At 69.7% G+C, this 17753-nt stretch carries 13 protein-coding genes; 3 read left to right on the top strand and 10 right to left on the bottom strand.

Going from position 1 to position 17753, the window contains the following annotated elements; genetic code table 11:
• Window position 1: 1 nt before the first annotated feature.
• From tssC to tssA, 3 genes are all read right to left on the bottom strand, one after another.
• Window positions 2-1495, bottom strand: coding sequence for a type VI secretion system contractile sheath large subunit (gene tssC, locus IEY58_RS23075; protein WP_189050209.1), 1494 nt, complete (start codon window positions 1493-1495; stop codon window positions 2-4).
• 3 nt (window positions 1496-1498) lie between these two features.
• Window positions 1499-2005: a type VI secretion system contractile sheath small subunit gene (gene tssB / locus IEY58_RS23070; RefSeq protein ID WP_189050207.1), complete on the bottom strand. Its 507-nt coding sequence runs from the start codon at window positions 2003-2005 to the stop codon at window positions 1499-1501.
• A 65-nt stretch (window positions 2006-2070) separates the two neighbouring features.
• Complete coding sequence (tssA, locus tag IEY58_RS23065) at window positions 2071-3171, bottom strand: type VI secretion system protein TssA (RefSeq protein WP_189050205.1); 1101 nt, start codon at window positions 3169-3171, stop codon at window positions 2071-2073.
• Window positions 3172-3373: 202 nt separating this feature from the next.
• Between tssA and tssH the strand changes: the two genes are divergently transcribed.
• From tssH to IEY58_RS23050, 3 genes are all read left to right on the top strand, one after another.
• Window positions 3374-5983: a type VI secretion system ATPase TssH gene (tssH, locus tag IEY58_RS23060; protein WP_189050203.1), complete on the top strand. Its 2610-nt coding sequence runs from the start codon at window positions 3374-3376 to the stop codon at window positions 5981-5983.
• A gap of 19 nt (window positions 5984-6002) precedes the next feature.
• Complete coding sequence (locus IEY58_RS23055; RefSeq protein WP_189050201.1) at window positions 6003-6479, top strand: Hcp family type VI secretion system effector; 477 nt, start codon at window positions 6003-6005, stop codon at window positions 6477-6479.
• Window positions 6480-6634: 155 nt separating this feature from the next.
• Window positions 6635-7807 carry a hypothetical protein gene (locus tag IEY58_RS23050; protein WP_189050200.1) on the top strand — a complete coding sequence of 391 codons (1173 nt, stop codon included), beginning with the start codon at window positions 6635-6637 and terminating at the stop codon, window positions 7805-7807.
• A 66-nt stretch (window positions 7808-7873) separates the two neighbouring features.
• On the opposite strand, the gene IEY58_RS23045 is transcribed toward IEY58_RS23050, so the two are convergent.
• The 7 genes from IEY58_RS23045 to IEY58_RS23015 form a co-directional block, all read right to left on the bottom strand.
• Window positions 7874-8701 (bottom strand): hypothetical protein, encoded by an 828-nt coding sequence (locus IEY58_RS23045; protein ID WP_189050198.1) that lies wholly within the window; start codon window positions 8699-8701, stop codon window positions 7874-7876.
• Between the two features lie 173 nt (window positions 8702-8874).
• Window positions 8875-9621, bottom strand: a complete 747-nt coding sequence (locus IEY58_RS23040; protein WP_229743900.1) for a PP2C family protein-serine/threonine phosphatase — start codon at window positions 9619-9621, stop codon at window positions 8875-8877.
• Window positions 9603-13106 (bottom strand): type VI secretion system membrane subunit TssM, encoded by a 3504-nt coding sequence (gene tssM, locus IEY58_RS23035; RefSeq protein ID WP_189050196.1) that lies wholly within the window; start codon window positions 13104-13106, stop codon window positions 9603-9605. The genes IEY58_RS23040 and tssM overlap by 19 nt, the downstream gene beginning before the upstream one ends.
• Window positions 13103-14467 carry a type VI secretion system protein TssL, long form gene (tssL, locus tag IEY58_RS23030; protein WP_189050194.1) on the bottom strand — a complete coding sequence of 455 codons (1365 nt, stop codon included), beginning with the start codon at window positions 14465-14467 and terminating at the stop codon, window positions 13103-13105. The genes tssM and tssL overlap by 4 nt, the downstream gene beginning before the upstream one ends.
• 9 nt (window positions 14468-14476) lie before the next feature.
• On the bottom strand, window positions 14477-15802 hold the full coding sequence (gene tssK / locus IEY58_RS23025; protein WP_189050192.1) for a type VI secretion system baseplate subunit TssK: 1326 nt from the start codon (window positions 15800-15802) through the stop codon (window positions 14477-14479).
• 11 nt (window positions 15803-15813) lie between these two features.
• Window positions 15814-17121, bottom strand: coding sequence for a type VI secretion system-associated FHA domain protein TagH (gene tagH / locus IEY58_RS23020; RefSeq protein WP_189050190.1), 1308 nt, complete (start codon window positions 17119-17121; stop codon window positions 15814-15816).
• Entirely contained in the window at window positions 17118-17741 is a 624-nt protein-coding gene (locus IEY58_RS23015) for a DUF6931 family protein (RefSeq protein WP_189050188.1), read from the bottom strand. The genes tagH and IEY58_RS23015 overlap by 4 nt, the downstream gene beginning before the upstream one ends.
• Window positions 17742-17753 lie beyond the last annotated feature (12 nt).

The following is a 17753-nucleotide window of genomic DNA, read 5'->3' as shown; positions in this document are numbered from 1 at the left end:
TTCAGGTTCTTTCCGGGATGCGCGCGACCATGCGCAGGCTAGTCGTGAGCTCCTCCATCTGCAGCCAGGGCCGAAGATAGGCGACAGCGCTGTAGGCGCCGGGCCGGCCCGGGATGGCGTGCACCTCGACACGGGCTTCGCGCAGCGGGAACTTGGCCTTGCTCTCGGCCCCCGCCTGCTCGTTGGTGTTGACGTAGTTTTTGATCCAGCGATTGAGCCAGACCTCGCAGTCCTCGGCCTCCATGAAGCTGCCGATCTTGTCCCGCGCCATGACCTTCAGGTAATGGGCGAAGCGGCTGGTCGCCATGATGTAGGGCAGGCGGGCCGAGATGCGGGCGTTCGCGGTCGCATCCGCCCGGTCGTACTCCTTGGACTTCTGCACCGTCTGCGCGCCGAAGAACACGGCATAATCCTGGTTCTTGTAGTGGCAGAGCGGCAGGAAGCCGAGGTTGGAGAGCTCATATTCGCGCCGGTCGGTGATGCCGATCTCGGTCGGGCATTTCGCATCCAAGTCGCCGTCGTCCGACTGGAAGACGTGCTGCGGCAGGTTCTCGACCCGGCCGCCGCCCTCGGCACCCCGGATCGCGGTGCAGAAGCCGTAGCGCGAGAAGGCTTCGGTCAGCCGCGTGCCCATGACGAAGGCCGCGTTCATCCAGCAATACTGCTCGTGGTGCATCGGCAGCGGTGCGCCGTCCGCAGCGATCGGCGATTCCTCGTAGGCAAACTCGTCGATCGGCTTGGTGCGGGCGCCGTACGGCACACGCGCCACGACGCGCGGCATGACGAGCGAGACGAAGCGGCTGTCCTCGCTGTCGCGGAAGCCGCGCCACTTGGCATATTCGATGGTGTCGAAGATCTTGGCGAGGTCGCGCGGGCGGGTCAGTTCCGTCCATTGCTCGAACCCCATCATCTCCGCGCCGGCGGCCGAGATGAATGGCGCGAAGGCCGCGGCGCTGACGTTCGAGACGAGCCGCAGCGTCTCGACGTCGTCCGGGTGGTTCGTCCACTCATAGTCGCCGATCAGCGCGCCGTAGGGCTCGCCGCCCGGCGTGCCGAACTCGTTCTCGTAGATCTTCTTGAACAGCTGGCTCTGGTCGAACTCGACCGCGCGGGTGAGGTCGCGGTTGAGCTCGCGCTTGCTCACGTTCATCAGGCGGATCTTGAGGTTCGAGCTCGTGTTGCTGTTGGTCACGAGATAGTGCAGGCCGCGCCAGCTGCCTTCGAGCTTCAGGAACTTCGGATCGTGGATGACCTCGTTCAGCTGGGCCGAGAGCGTCTGGTCGAGCAGTGCTATCGCCCGCTCGATGGTGCGCGGCAGGTTGCGATCGAACTTCACCGTGCCGCGGTTCGCCTGCTCGACGAGGGTGCGCACGAGCTCATGCGCCCGGTCCGGCTCGGTCTGCTTCGTCGCGGTGACGACCTGGTCGAGCAAGCTTGCCGCTTCGGTCTCGGTCGCGGTGACGGCCTGCTGGGCGTTCGATGCGGTATCGGACATGGCTCAGGCCTCCTTGGGCAGGCCGAGCTCGTCGGACAGCCGGTTCATTTCGGTGGGGTTCTTGAGGACGGTCTCGAGCAGGGTCTCGAGCTCCTCGGAGCGGTCGGCCTTGCTCAGCAGGTCGCGCAGGCGGTTGCGCGTCTCGAGCAGGGCCTTCAGCGCCGGGATCTGGTTCAGCACGCGCGCCGGCTCGAAATCCTCGATGCTGTCGAAGCGCAGCTCGACCGGAATGGTGCCACCGTCGCCGGTGAGCTTGTCCTCGACCCGAAGCTGCAGGCCCGGGCTCAGGCGCTTCATCACCTCGTCGAAGCTGTCCATGTCGATCTGGATGAACTTGCGCTCGGCAAGCGGGCGCAGCGGCGTCCGGGGATCGCCGGAGAAGTCGCCCATGACGCCGACGACGAACGGCAGCTCGCGGACGATCTGCGCGCCTTCGGTCTCCACCTCGTAGGTGATATGGACGCGCGGACGGCGCACCCGGCTCAGCTTTTCATGGATACTGTTGCTCATCGTCGTCATTCCTCATTCGATGCTTGGCTTGTCGGGTGGGGGGCTTGTCGGGTGGAGGGAACGGGCTATTCGAGCGTGGCGTTGATGCCGAGGCCGACCAGCAGGGCTGCGCGCGGGGCTGCGTCGGGCATCATTTCCTTCAAGAGTTCGGGCAGGGTGAGCCGGGCGCGCCGGATCGCTTCCTCGAGCGTGTAGCTGATCGGCGAATTGGGCTCGGTCTTGCGGAAGAGCGCCGCGATGCGGCTGAGCTCGGCGAGCAGCGCCTCTCGGTCCGGCTGCGCCTCGGCGGCTTGGACATGGACGACCGGTACATCCGCGGCCTGGATCGCCTCGACCGCCGTCGCCTCGACGGCGGCCGCCGGCAGGCCGGCATAGCGGGCGGCGACCCGGTGCAGCTTGTTCAGCAGGTCGAGGACGCGGCCGAGCGCCGGCGCGTCGCGCCCGGCGGCGGCGTCGAGCGCCGTCTTCAGCGCGCGCCAGGCGGCGATCGCATGGGCCGCATCGGCGACCATGGCGGCCAGCATCGGCCGGCCGGCGCCGCGTGCCTCAGCCTCGAGTTCGGCGAACGGCGGCACGCCGGCGGCGAGCCGCTGGTTCTTGCGCGCCGTGTCGGCGAGCGCCGCCACGTCCTCCGACTGCTCGAACTGCCAGAAGCTGACCGGCGTGCCGTCGCCGCGCTCGAACATGACGAGCTTGCGCAACGGCTGCAGCAGCGCGCCATTGCCGCCTTCGCCGTCGAGCCCGGCGATCGGCGCCAGGCGGCCCTCGAGGCCATCTTCGTCCGGCGGCGGGAACAGATTGCGCTCCCAGAACCGCTCGACCAGGCCGCGCAGGAGCTCCGCACCGACGACGAGGCCGGCAAGCCCGTCGCAGCGCACCAGGCTCTCGGTCAACCAGGCGGCGATCTCCAGGTCCTTCGTTTCCGCCGCGAGTGCCGCGATCGCGAGCTCGCGCACCGCCGTCCAGTGACGGAAACCGTCGTCGGTCGCCGTCGGGTCGTTGTCGGCGATCCGCTCCTGGGCGCGACCCTCCGATCGGGCGTCGCGCAGCCGGAAATACAGTGACTGCGGCGTCACATCCAGTCGAAGATCTCGCCCGGTTGGCGTCTCTTCACTTAAATTGATCAACAGTTCTTCCGGCGATGGAAGCGTTCTCTCATCCGTCATGCCGTCAGTCCCATAATATAAAATGGTATTCGCCGTGGCTTATCAGCGACGAATGCATTAATATATAGGGCACTGCTACAGGATGATTTCAGTGTTAGTGAGTTAGATTACGATGGTAACTCACCTTCTGTAGACGATCTCGAAACTCGCCGATACCGTCGCCGCATCATCGAATGCGACCCAACGCGAACGGAGAAGGCGGATGCCGAGCGTTGATCTGAAACTGCTCGTCGAGCGGCTGGACCAGTCTTGTCGCCGCGCGCTGGAAGCGTCGGCCGGCCACACGCTGTCGCGCACCCACTACAACGTCGAGTTGGAGCATTGGCTGTTGCAGCTGATCGGCCAGCCCGATGGCGACCTCAGGCGGATCCTCGACCATTTCGACGTCCAGCCGGGGCGTCTCGAGGCCGAGCTCAATGCGGCGCTCGACCGGATGACCACCGGCAACGGCCGGGCGCCGAGCCTGTCGCCGGAGCTGGTCGGCGTCGCGAAGGAGGCGTGGCTCTTCGCCTCGATCGAGTTCAAGGCGCCGGCCGTCCGCTCGGGCCATCTCTTATGGGCCATGCTGGCGGAATCGTCGGTGGGCGAGCGCCTGCGCAGCGTGGCGCCGCAGTTGCGCCGCATCATTCCCGATACGCTCCGAAACGCGTTCCTGACGATCGTTGCCGGCAGTGCCGAGGAACCGGCCGCGCCGGTCCAGGCCTCGGGGCCGGGGCCGGTCGCGGCGCCGGGCGGCGGCGGCGCGCTCGAGCGCTATACGATCGATCTCACTGCCGAGGCGCGCGCCGGCAAGATCGACCCGATCCTCGGGCGCAACGACGAGATCCGCCAGATCGTCGATATCCTGATCCGGCGGCGCCAGAACAACCCGATCCTGACCGGCGAGGCCGGCGTTGGCAAGACGGCCGTCGTCGAGGGCTTGGCCCTGCGCATCGCCACCGGCGATGTGCCGGCGCCGCTCGCCAAGGTGGCGCTCCGCACCCTGGACCTCGGCCTGCTGCAGGCCGGCGCCGGGATCAAGGGCGAGTTCGAGAACCGCCTGCGCCAGGTCATCGACGAATGCCAGGCGAGCCCGCACCCGGTCATCCTGTTCGTCGACGAGGCGCATATGCTGATCGGCGCCGGCAACACGGCGGGGCAGGGCGACGCGGCCAACCTGCTGAAACCAGCGTTGGCCCGCGGCGCGCTGCGGCTGGTCGCCGCCACGACCTGGGCCGAATACAAGAAATATTTCGAGAAGGATGCGGCGCTGACCCGCCGCTTCCAGGTCGTCAAGGTCGAGGAGCCGTCGCAACCAACGGCCGCCGACATGGTGCGCGGCCTGCTGCCGACACTCGAGGCCCATCACGGCGTGCGCATCCTCGACGAGGCGGTCGAGGCGAGCGTCCGGCTGTCGTCCCGCTACATCCCGAGCCGCCAGTTGCCGGACAAGGCGGTGAGCCTGATCGACACGGCATGCGCCCGCGTCGCGATGAGCCAGGCGACGACCCCGGCCGCGATCGAGGATCGGCGCCGCCGCATCGGCCTGATCGATGTCGCAACCCGTCTGCTCGACCGCGAGATCCTGTCGGGCATCGACCACACCGCCCGGCGGCAGGCGCTCGACGACGAGCGGGCTACGCTCGATGCGGAGCTCAGCACGCTCGAGGCGCGCTGGGCGGAGGAGGGCGAGCTGGTCGCGACGGTGCACGAGCTGCGCCGGCGGGTCGAGGCGGCCGAGGATCCGGCGCCGCTGCAGGCCGAACTTGCGGCCGCGAGCGCCGCGCTCAAGGCGCTCCAGGGCACGCGGCCGCTCGTCTTCCCGGTCGTCGACGCGCAGGCCGTGGCCGAGATCGTCGAAGGCTGGACCGGCATCCCGGCCGGCCGGATGCAGGCGGACGAGATCGAGACCGTGCTGACGCTCGAGGCCGCACTCGGCCGCCGGGTCGTCGGCCAGGACCATGCGCTGGCCGCGGTGGCGGAGGCGATCCGCACCTCGCGCGCCGGGCTCACGGATCCGAGGAAGCCGGTCGGCGTCTTCCTGATGGTCGGCACTTCCGGCGTCGGCAAGACCGAGACCGCGCTGGCGCTGGCCGAGCTGCTCTACGGCGGCGAGGCGAACCTCACCACCATCAATATGAGCGAGTTCAAGGAAGAGCACAAAGTCAGCCTGCTGATGGGCAGCCCGCCGGGCTACGTCGGCTATGGCGAAGGCGGCGTGCTGACCGAGGCCGTGCGCCGGCGCCCCTATTCGGTGATCCTGCTCGACGAGATCGAGAAGGCGCACCCGGGTGTGCAGGACGTGTTCTTCCAGGTGTTCGACAAGGGCACCATGAAGGACGGCGAGGGGCGGGATATCGATTTCCGCAACACCGTCATCATCCTTACGTCCAACGCCGGCACCGACCTCATCGCCTCGCTTTTCGCCGACCGCGACACTGCGCCGCCGGCGGCGGCGCTCACCGAGACGCTGCGCCCGGAGCTCACCAAGACCTTCAAACCGGCGTTCCTCGGCCGCCTGACCGTCGTGCCGTACCTGCCGCTCGCCCCCGAAACGCTGCGGCAGATCGCAACGCTGCAGGTCGAGCGCATCGCGCGGCGGGTGCGCGAGAGCTTCGGCGCCACGGTCGAGTACGGCGCCGACGTGATCGATTTCATCGGCGCGCAGGCGATCGACGGCAGCGTCGGCGCCCGTGGCATCGAGGCGCTGCTGACGCGCGCGCTGCTGCCGCCGCTGTCGGCGCAAGTCCTGTCCCGCATGGCCGAAGGCTCGGCGGTGCAGCGGGTCGTCATCGAAGCCAGCGAAGGCGGCTTGCGGTGCACCCTTCACTAACGGAGAACGGAGAGTAGCAATGGCCATCTATATGCAGTTCGACGGCATCCAGGGCGACGTCACGGAGACGAAGCACACGACCTGGATCGAGCTCAACTCGTGCCAATGGGGCGTCGGGCGCGGCATCTCGAGCACGGTCGGTTCGTCGGCCGAACGCGAATCCACGGCGCCGACGATCAGCGAGATCGTCGTCACCAAGGAGAACGACGTCGCGAGCGGCAAGCTGATGCAGGAGGCGCTGTCGGGCCACGGCAAGCAGGTGCAGATCGATTTTACGCGTACCTTCAAGGACTCGCAGGAAATCTATCTGACGATCACGCTGACCAACACGATCATCAGCGGCTATTCCCACTCGTCGAGCGGCGAGCGGCCGATGGAGACCCTGTCGCTCAACTTCACCAAGATCCAGTACACGACCAATCAGATGAAGCCGGACGGGACCCAGGGCGATCCGGACCATGTGATCTACGACCTGTCGACCGCCCAGACCTCGTAGCCATGACCGGACCGGGCCGGACCCTCCCGTCGCGAGGGCCCGGTCCGACCGCTTTTATCTCGCAAGACCGAAGCCAGCATGGGCGTCAGCCAGCACAGGCGTCCGCGGACGACGCTCGCCTCGTCGACCGCTTCCCCGAGAAAGGTCGAACGGCGATGTCCAATTCCTACATGACGGCGGCGAAGCGCGAAGAGGCGCTCAAGGCCGCCGGCCTCACAAGCTTCGACACCGAGAATATGGCGCTCCAGGGCCTGGCCCTGATGCTCGCCGTCATCGAGCAGGAGGTGCCGGCAACCTCGGCCACCGAAGCCGTCAGCCAGGGCCATGCCCACCATAACCCGTTCAAGGCGGGCGGATATGGCCTGCAGATGATCGTCGACGGCCTCAAGGGCAAGGACAGCCGCGGCGCCGAAGCGCTCAAGGGCCTGGCCAAGAAGGCCAACCCCTATTTCACCGCGTTCGGGGTCGAAAAGGAGACCGAGAGTCCGGTCACCCAGCGCTACCTCACCAACCGGCGCTGGAAGAAGGTGGGTGCCAGCGCCGTGCAGCTCCTGGGCGAGCTCGCGAGCCTGGCGGGTCCGCCGGTCAACGTGCCGGGTGCCGTGCTCCATGGCCAGGCGACGGCGCTCACCGGCGCCCACATGCTGGGCCTTGCCGCGATCGCCTACGAATATCGCAATGCGCAAACCGTTGCCGGCTGGTGCAAGCTGATCGCGACGCTCAAGGGTGCCAAGCTCGGCGTACGCGGCACACAGCTCGCCGGCGTGTTCGTGCCGGCGGCCAGCCTGCCGTCCTCGATCATCGCGGCGCTGATGAAGGCCGGCATCAAGAACCTGTCGCTGCTCGGCGCCTGCTACGCGGCCGCGGCGCAGATCCACTGGATCGCCTACAATGAGCAGGGCTACCGGACCGATGGCGACACGGCGAACGCTCCGGCGCCCCAGCCGGTGCCGAATTTCAGCCGCCCGCTGCCGCCCCTACCCACTGCGGGCGGCCGACCGCTGCCGGTTCCGCCGGGCGGGTCCCGGCCGTTGCCCGTGCCGCCGGGCGTGCGCCCGCTGCCGGTTCCGCCCGTCGCCGCCGCGCGGCCTCTGCCGCCCGTGCCGAATTTCAGCCGTCCCTTGCCGCCGCTCGAGCCCAATCGGCGCATGCCCGATCCACCGCCCGTCGAGCCGCGCGGCGCCAACGCCGGCCCGGCCTCGAAGATCTTCTGGGAGATCTTCACCCGGCGCGGCTTCACGCGCTTCCTCGGCGCCTATGAGATCGAGGCGCTCATCAAGGAGCCGGCCGGCTGGATGGCACTCGGCGACAAGCTCACGCTGATTTGAAGGTCGAGGGGACGAGGCGGCCGGCCAGCATCGCCTCGTTCTGTCATATCGGGTGGCGACGCGGCGTCACACGCCCAGCCGAGACCACTCTTGGCGCCAGATCAGGTACTGGCCGCCCGAGATGCTCGCCATCGCTTCGAATTCCAGGAACGCGGTGAGTTCCCATTGTGGCGCGTCGCCACCCGGCGGGAAATCCGTCACCTGATCGTTCGGAACGATCTTCACGATAAGATCACCGCCGTCTCTTACGTTCACCCGCCAGGCCTGGCCAATCATGAATCGTTTGATTGCGCCATCTATTTTCGCATCGTCGTAATTATATTTCTTGGCAAATTCCTCCCGCAGCAGGAACTCGCACAGGACAAATTCGCCACTCTGCGCGTCGAAGGTGAATCCTGCGGAGTCTCGTGTCACCCCTCGCCATTTGAAATGCGGCAGTGCTACGGGCGAGACCAGGCGGTAGAGCGTATAGCCCTTCTTCAGTGCCCCACGTCCATAGCCGATCGTATCCTCGATTTCCTCCGGCGACTTGTTCAGGATCGAGGAGAGCGTCGTCACATAGCCCCTTCTTCTGACCTTGGTGCTTAGCTGCTTGGTGGGCTGAGCGGCAGGAGAATCGGCAGCATCCGTGGCGGGCGGCGCCTGCCCTGTTGACCGAGGCAGAAGGTGAAGCGGGCTCGCGGCGGACGGTCCAGGGGTGACGTCGCCAGCGGAGAACGAGCGAGTGGAACCAGGGCCCGCGGCTTGCGGGCTGGTGGAGTGAAAGCTGGTGGTGCTCAGGCCTGTGGTGTTGAGGCCGGTGGCATGAGAACCGAGGGCGGCGGAGGGGATGGCGGCAACAGGGCGGACGTCCAGGAAGGTTTTGCCACCAGTGCTATGGCGAAGCCTGCGCATCTGCTGACCCATCCTTCCCGTTTGGCGATCCGACACAAATTTATGCTCCCGCATAAGCGGTGTACAGTTCGATGGGGCGCGTGCCGGCGCGATCTCTCCCAGGGCCTCACGCCAGCTGTGCGGCCAGTATGAGCACGCCATGCGGCGTCCACCAAAGGCGGGGTTGCGACGGCTCAGCGGTAGGCGGCCTGTGGGGCGGCGACCACGACGGTGACGTTGTCCCGTGCGGTCTGCGCCAGAGCCCGGGTGATGAGCTGCTGCGCCACGTCGGCCGCGTCGCCCATCGCGGTGCGCGCGATCTCCTCGACCTCGAGCGTCTTGTAGAGCCCGTCGCTGCACAGCAGGAACCGGTCGTCGGGCTGCACCTCGCCGATCGATTTCGCGATGGAGAGTGCCTCCGGCCCGGCGCCGACGGCGCGGGTGATGACGTTCTGGCGCGGATCCTGCTCCGCCTCGGCCTCGGTCAAGGCGCCGGCGCTCACCAGGCTCTGGACGACGCTATGGTCGGTCGTCAGCCGGTGCAGCACGCCGTCGCGCAGCAGATAGGCGCGGGAATCACCGGCCCAGAGGCAGGCGAAATGGTCGCCGTCCAACAGCAAGGCAACGATCGTCGTCGCGGGTGCAATGTGCGAGCCCGGCTGCCGCGCCATGTCCAGGAGTGCTCGATGGGTGTCCTGCAGCCCGGCCCGGACCGCCGCCAGCCGTGCCGCCGGTGCCAGCCCGTCGGGGATCAGGCTCAGCATCTCCATCACCCGGGCGGCCGCAATCTCGCCGCCGTTGTGGCCACCGACGCCGTCGGCGACGGCGAACAGGCCGATCTCCGGCCGGCAGAGGCAGGCGTCCTGGTTCTGTGTCCTGACGGCGCCCGGATGGGTCGCGGACCAGGCCCGGATCGACGGGGTCATCGAACCGTCGGGCACCGGAAGCCCTCCAGCAGGTTGCGGCCAATCGGGTTGCGCGCGGAACCGGCCTTGAGCGTGAAGCTCGCCTGGTGCTCGCCCATGCGGAAGTCGAGCCGGAAGGCTTCCGGCGCCGCGCCCGGCGTCACCTTGGCGCGGTCGAGCAGGCGGAACAGCGCCCAGCTGCCGTCCGCGGCGAAGGGCGTGCCCGCGGCGGGCTCAAAGGCGAGGCCGGCCGTCGTCATGCCGTCGCTGCCGGGCCAGGCGAGCGATGTGGCGGGTCCTTCATGTCCCGTGTTCGGAATCATGGTGTTGCCAAGCGTGACCACGGCGCGGGTGGCGCCGGGATCGAGCGACAGCGGCGCCAGCGTGAAGCGCAGCTGCGGCTCCGTGCCGCCGTTCGGGAAGAACGCGTCGCGGATCGCGGCCGCGCGCTGGAACCGGGCGATCGAGGCTGCGTCGACCGGCGGCGCCACGCCGCCCGCCGGCTGTGGCTTCCAGGTGCTGCCGCTCATGTCGACATAGGGCCGGATCTGCGCCTGGAAGAAGGCGTCGAGCAGGCCGCCCGGGGCGAACAGCCGGGCGAAATCGTCGATCGGCGCCTCGTTGGCGGCGGTCGGGTCGAACGGGTAACGGCCGGTGACGACGGACTGGCAGAACTGTGCCGGCCCGGCGTTGGCGGTGAAAGCCGCCGCTGCGGCGGCCTGGGCGGTGCCCGTGAGCGCGCCACGCCCGCCGTCGACGATCTGCTGCAGCCAGCGCGCCATCGGTTTCGGCTGGCGCTGGGCCTCGGCGCTCAGGAGCTGGAGCGAGCCGCCGCCCTGCGCCGCCGCGGCGGCGCCCGCCTGGCCGGATTGGGCGAGGTCGGTCTGAAACCGGCTGATGAGACGCAGCACGCCGCCGAGCGGTGCCGCGTCCTGACCATCGCCGACGAGCGTGCGCAGGCTCGCGTAATGCTGCTCGATGGCACTCCCTGCCGTCGGGCCGGAGTGCGGATCGGAGTGCGGGTCGGCGGCCGCGGCCGGTGCCACCACCGCGGCGAGCGGACCGCTTGATTGCGGCTTGGTGTCGGCGGCGGGCGGCGGAGCGGCAAGCGTGAGCTCGCGGGCGACGGCGACCAGCAGGTCGCGCATCGGCGATTGCGGCGAGGACAAGAGGTAAAGCCGCTGCACCGTCGAATCGCGATTGCCGAACGGCGCCAGGGCGATGTCGTCGAGCAGCCCGTCCCATTGCTTCTCGAATTCCGCAACATAGAGGGCGATCACCGCCTGCTCGAGCCCGTCGACCGCTGGCCCCTGCGGCGCGATCTCGTCCTTGCGGCCCAGCACCCAGCTCTCGTCGGCGACGCTGCGCGCGCTCGCGGCCAGATGGCCCAGCAGGATCTTGCGATAGCCGTCGGCCGTGAAGAAGCCGGGGATGCCGTCGGTGAGCGGCTTGCCCGACAGCCGCGTGAACAGCGGCTGCCCCGCCGTGCCGAGCGCATCTGCCGGCGCCCAGTCGGGCACGGTCTCGCCGGTAGCCTCGGACTTGACCCGGCTATAGACCCGGTCGGCCAGCGGCACGTGGCTGAAAGCGACACGGGCCGCGCTCACGAGCGCATCGTCGAGCGGCACGGCCGGCAGCGGCTCGGCCAAGAGCGCGTCGAGATGGCGGGCGAGGCTGTCGCGCAAGGCCTGGTTCAAGGTGCCGGGAAAGCGGGCGCGCCAGTCGAGCGTCTCCCAGCTGCGCACGAGCGCGCGGTCGAGCGGCCCGGCGCCGCCCAGCATCAGGTAGACGCGTGTCGCCTGATAAAGGAAGTCGGGATCGCCGAACCGCTCGTGCATCTGCGCCTCGAGCCGGAAGACGAGGCGCGGCAGCAGGATGCGCTGCAGCGCGTCGCGATAGGCCATGTGGGTCGTGTTCCACAGCTTCTCGCGCTGGGAGAGACCGGGAACGTCGGTCAGCCACAGGCCCTCGCCATGCGGCAGGGCCGCCGCCGCGTCCAGGACCGGGACGACTTTGGGCAGGTCGTCCTCGGCGACCGGCTCGAGCTTGACGGTGCCGAGCTGGTTGCGATAGGCGGCCAGCGCCGCATTGGCCTCGGCGACCGCGGTCCGGTTCTGCGACTGGATCGCGTAGAGCGCGATGCCGCCCGCGACGAGCACTATGGCGGCCGCGGCATAGCCGCCTACGCGCAGCCACCAGGCCCGCCGCCGCCAGCGGGAGCGGGTGGTGACGAGCTGTGCCTCGCCCAGCAGGATCTCGCTCACCATCTGCTTCAGGAAATAGCTGCGCCCGGCAACCGGCCGGAGAGCGGGCGTCCGCTTCTGGTCGACGCCGAAGCTGCGCGCGAGCATGCCGGTCAGCCGGTCGATCGGCGTGCCTTCCTGGGTGGCCGAGCTCAGGTAGACGCCGCGCAGGAACGGCGCCGGATCGAGCTTCGTGCCGCTGAACGCGTGGTGGAGGAAATCGGCGAGCGGCTCAGCGAGCGAGGCGACCTGGGTCGGGAAGCCCGCGAGCAGCGCGCGCCGGTCGGGCGCTCGCTCGGCCTGCAGCCGGTCGATGAGGCGTTGGTCGAGCCGGTCGAGCAACAGCTTGAATTCCGCCTCGAAGCTCTCGACGCCCTGGGCAAGCGGGAAGGTCATGCCCCAGACCTGGGCGCGCGCCTCCGCATCGAGGTCGGCGAAATATTCGTTGAAGCCGGTGAGCCGGTCCGTCTTGCTGAACATGACATAGACCGGCACGCGCAGGCGCAGCCGGTCGGAGATCTCGACCACCCGCCGGCGCACGGCGCGGGCATGTGCCTTGCGTTCCTCGAGTGTGGCCGCCGCGATATCCGTGATCGACACGATCACCAGCACGCCATTCACCGGCTGGCGCGGCCGGGCCGTGCGCAGCAGGTCGAGGAAGCCCTCCCAGCCGGCGCGGTCGACCGCCGCGTCGGAATCCTGCGTCGTGTAGCGCCCAGCCGTGTCGATCAGCACGGCCTCGTCGGCGAACCACCAGTCGCAGAGCCGGGTGCCGCCGACGCCGCCGACCGACGGGTCATCGCCGTCGTCTGCCGCCGCCGGGAAATTGAGGCCGGCGTTCATGAGCGCGGTCGTCTTGCCGGCGCCCGGCGGGCCGATCAGGACGAACCAGGGCTGCTCGTAGAGGTAGCCGCGCCGCCGCCGGTTGCCGCGCAGCCGCCTGAGCGCCGTCTGCATGCGCCGGCGCAGCCGGGCGACCTCCTCGGCGGCATCGGCCTTGGCGTCGCGTCCATCGGGTGCGCCGCCGGATACGCCATCGGTCACGCCGGCCGCGAGCCGGCGCTCGCGGCGGCGGCGGAACCAGCTGATGGCGCCGTTGACGACGCCCCAGGCGAGCACGACCGCCAGGATCAGCAAGGCGCGCGTCAGCGGCTGGCCGAAGCCCGGCACCAGCGGCCCCAGGTACCAGACCAGCATGCAGGCGATGGCGATGCCGGCGAAGCTCGTGGTCCAGCGGGTGATGAGATAGGCCAGGAGACTGGAGACGTTTTGCATCATTCATTACCGCTTCTGCGCAGGATCAGCTCGATCCGGCGGTTCCGCTCGCGACCGGCGGGCGTGTCGTTGGACGCGACCGGATCGGCGTCGGCCCGGCCCTCGGCCCAGAGCCGCGACGGATCGATGGCGGCGCCGATGATCCCGGCCGCGGCCTTGGCGCGGGCGGTCGACAGCTGGAAATTCGACGGGAAGGCGACCGTGTGGATCGGCACGTTGTCGGTGTAGCCGATGACCGACACGGGTCCCGGCTCGGCCTTGAGCGCTTCGCCGATCCGCTTCAAGAGCGGCAGGAACGACGGCTCGATCTCCGCACTGCCGGAGCGGAACATGCCCGACGTCTGGATGCGGATGATCGGCACGGCATCGGTGCCGGCGATACTGACGAGGCCGCTCGCGACCTCGGGGGCGAGCAAGCCTGAGAGCTTGTCGCGCTCCGGCGTCGGCTGGGGCACGACCGGCGCCGGCTGCGGCGGCGGCGTGCGGGCGATCGCCGGCAAGTGGCCGGGCGGCAGCGTGAGCGTCGCTTCGAACAGCCGGTCCGACGCGTCGTTCAAGCGGAAGGTCAGCAGCACGTAGAAGAGGGCCAGCAGCCCCACGGCACCCATGGCCGCGACCCAGGCCGGCAGTATGGCGCGGAGCGGGCGGTAGGGTGCAGAGACGCCGCGCCAATGGATCGACAGCGCGCGCTCGGCCGGCCGGCGCAGCCGCATGAGCAGCGCATAGGTCTCCTCGCGCACCCGGTCGAGCTCGGCCGGCCCGCGCGGCGACAGGCGATAGCGCCCCTGCATGCCGAGCGACATGCAGACATACATGAGCTCGATGACCGGCAGGAACTTGCCCTGTTCGCGGCAGAGCTGCGCCAGCACGTCGAAGAAGCGCTCGCCGCTGCGCACCTCGCCGTGGAATGCCGCGACCAGCGACGTGTCCGCCCAGGGACCCTGGCTGCCCCAGGGCGTGTTGCGCACGACGTCGTCGAGGCTGGCACAGAGCGCATAGTGGGCGGGACGGATGAGGTCGAGCGGCACGGCCTGCGTGCGCAAGGTCTGCTCAAAGCGCCGGATCTCCTCGACCGCACGCTCGCGGAGCGCGCCGGCGTCGGGCAGGGTCAGCACGTTGCGCAGCCGGGCGAGCAAGGCCAGGAGCGGCGTCGCCGCCGCGAGGATGGGCGAGGCGCCGACCGGCGGGACCGCCTCGAAGTCGATCGCCGCAACCGGCGCCGCTTCGTTCGCCTCGGCGACGGCGCGCAGCGGCGTCGGCCCGGGCGGTCGTGGTGGCGGCGGCGGTGCGGCGCGCTCGCGCGGCAGCGGACGGATGATCGTGCTGTCGTCGTCGCCGTTCTCGAGGAAGGGATTGTCGCTCATGTGGCCCCCTCAGCCCCGGATGGCCCACAGGTCGAGGACCAGGTTCGGGAAATCCCGCGAGACATGGACGGCGAAGCCGCCCGAGGTCTGCATGTGCTGCCAATGCGGGCTGTTGCGGTCGAGCTCGAAATAAGTGGCGCCGGCGATGAACGGCATCTGGCGCGGCGCCACTGGCAGCGCGTTGACCTCGATGCCGGGCAGCGCCACGTTGACGAGCTCGCGGATATGCTCGACCGCGCCGATCTTGACCGTGCTGGGGAAGGTGCGCCGCAGCACCTCGGCCGGCACGTCCGCCTCCACGACCAGGATGAAGCTCGAGCCGCTGAGCAGCGAGCGGTCCTGCAGGGGGCCGACGCGCACGCCGTGCCGCCGCTCCTGCAGCGGAATGCGGATCGCCGTCTGCTCCAGCACGGCCGAGAGCGAGCGGCGGATGTCGGCCATGACCGGTGTCAATGTCCGCTGCAGGTCGTCGTGCCGATAGGCCGGGTAGGTGCCGGGCCGGCGTTGCGCATCCGTAAAAGTCGCGAACTCGCCCGCCATGCGCACGAGCTCGCGATAGAGCGATTCCGGATGGATGTTGCCCGAAGCAGCCAGGTGGGCGAGCAGCGTCTGCCAGCCGTTGACCGTCTGCAGCAGCAGGAAATCGGCCACCTCCGTATTGCTCTTGGTGCCGACTGCGGTGATGCGGGCGGCGAGCGCCTCGCCGCGCTGGTTGAGCAGGCCCGCGAGCTCGAGCGGCAATGCTGCCAGCTGGGGGATCGCGGCGCAGGTCAGCGCCGGCGGGATCCAACGCTCGTCCAGCACGACGCGCCGGTCCGGCGTCACCTCGACGATGCGGGCGATCGGCAGGCACATGTAGCCGTCGCGGTCGTCGGTCTCGAGCAGATAGGTAAGGCGCAATTGCCCGATCAGCAGCTCGACCGGCTGCGGCGCGCCCGAGTGGGTGTCGTACGCTTCGAACTCCTGGACCGAGTAGCAGCCCTCGTCGTCCTCGTCGGCGATCTCGGCCGAGCCCGGCCGGCGGATGCGCGCGGCCAGATAGAGCAGCACGTTGCGCGCGGTGGGCGGCACCTCGAGCGGCGGCGGCAGGGGCGTCTGGTCCGGCGTCGAGAACGGCGTGCCGTCATCGAACAGCCCCGCTGCTGCGGCGAGCGCTACCCGGCCGGTCGCCAGCATATCCTGGGCGACGGCAAAACGCGTCAGGCCCCAGGGGTGAGGTCGGAGGGCGCCGAAGCTGCTGCGCACCTGGTTCTCGACCCAGCGGTCCTGCTGCTGGAAATGCTGCGCCTGCAGGAACATGCCTTCCTGCCAGGCGACCCGGTTGGTCCAAGTCACGTCGGTCTCCCTCAGCGGTCGCGTTCGCCGGCCGCGGCGTCCGGCCGGTCGGCCGAGACTTCGCTCAGCGCACGTTCGTAAGCGCGCATAAACGAAAGGCCGAACACCGTGTCGAAATCGTCGGCGAGCGCACGGGTGGTGGTGTGGTGCAGGTCCTGATAGGCGCGCCACTGCCGGGCGGCGCGGCGCCAGGGCAGGAAATCGAGCGCGTCGGCGGGCGCCCGCCCTTCGATCCGCGACGGTTCCAGGCTCGCCAGCAGGTCGCGCACCGCCTGCTGCATCGCCGCGGCCATGGCGAGCTCGTGCAGCCGGATGTCGCGCATCGCCTCCGCGACGGCCTGTTCGGCGGTCATGCCGGTGCGCCGGCCGACGCCCAGCAGGGCGGTCATCGCGTCTTCGTCGTCGGCCGAGAATTTCAGCGGATTGTTGCCGACGGCCTGGATCATGGTCTGGTCGATGCGGAACTCGCCCTTGACCGCGGCACGGGCGATCATGGCCTGGCGCAGCCCGCCGACGAAGGCGCGGAACGCGGCGCCCAGGCTCGCGAGGGTTTCGAGTGGGTCGGCCGGCGGCGGCGTCTCGATGCCGGCGCCAGCCGCAAAAGCGGCGAACGCGCGCGCCTCTGGCGTGCCGGCGGTCGGCAGGCTCTGGATCGCCGGTTGCGCCCTGAGTTCGGGTTTCGGCGGTTCAGGTTTTGGCGGTTCGGGCGTCGGCAGTTCGGGGGGCAGCGCCGCTGGTTCCGGCGTTGGGGCCGCGAGTGGCGGGGGCGGCGGCAGGTCGAGGTCCCAGTCGGCCGGCAGCACCTCGACCACGGGGCGCGGCGGGCGGAAATTCTGCGCGAGCGCCGACACATGGTCCGGCGTCGTCCGGGCGAACCCGGCAAGCGGGTCGGCAGGCCGATCGTTGAGCGGCAGGGCGATGCCCAGGTAATCGGCGTCGATCGATGGGAAGGGATCGCCGACCAGCCGATCCTCGACTGCGGCGCGCGACGGTGCGGCCCCCGGCTGCTCGATCGCCGCCTCGATCTCGTACGAGCCGAGCAGCAGACGATCGCCGCTGCGCAGCTGGCGCGGCTCGTCGGGCGGCAGCCGGACCAGTTCGTGATTGACGAAGGTGCCGTTGGCGCTGGTGTCGGTCACGTGCCAGGCGTTGCCCTCGAAGCTCACGACGCAATGCTGCTTGGAGAGCACGCGGTCCGGATCCGGCAGCACCCAGCCGGCCGTCGGGCTGCGGCCGATGCTCAAGCTGCCGCCCGAGAGCCGCCGTGTCTCGGGCGGCACGCCGTCGGGACAGCGCAGGATGGCGAGGGTCAGGGTCATTCGGGGGCACTCCCATTCTGTCCGGCCGCCTTCTGTCCGGCTGCCCTTTGTCCGGCTGTGGGCGCCAGGCGGCCGGCGCCGCCGCGGGCGATGTCGCGTCCGCTGGCGATGAAGCTCGCAAGCAGCGGGGCGCGCTCGGCCGGGGTGTGGCGGGCGATGGTGCGGTCGACGGCGGTCTCGACGCCGCGGCCGCCGCGCAGGTCGTCGGGCCGTTCAGGCCGGCTCCAATAGGCGGCAAGCGCCGCCCAGGCGCCGGGCGCCTGGTAGCCGGCGGCGGCCGCGGCCCAGGCGGCCTGGCGCCGGTTCTCCGCGTCAGGCCGGCGCACCCAGGCTTCCGCGGCATCGAGCGCCTGGCGTTCCGGTACTGGGAGATCGGCCGGGGCGGCATGGTCGACGCACATGCAGGACCACCAGACCGCCTCCCGGGGCGGCAGCGCATAGGCCAGGAGCCGGGCCGCCTCGACGAGCAGCCGTCGTTCGACGAGCCGGTCGAGCAGCGCGCCAGGCCCGTCGGCCTCGTCGTAAAGGGCCGCGTGATCGGGCGGCAGCTTCAGGCGCGGGCGGAGCAGCGCCGGCTCCAGCGCGCGCAGTTTGGAGCGGGTTGGCCGAGTATCCGTCATGGCGAGGCCGGC

Source organism: Aliidongia dinghuensis (assembly GCF_014643535.1).
GTDB lineage: Bacteria > Pseudomonadota > Alphaproteobacteria > ATCC43930 > CGMCC-115725 > Aliidongia > Aliidongia dinghuensis.
Note: the sequence above shows the minus strand (reverse complement) of the source record. Positions and strands in the feature narration are given on the sequence as shown.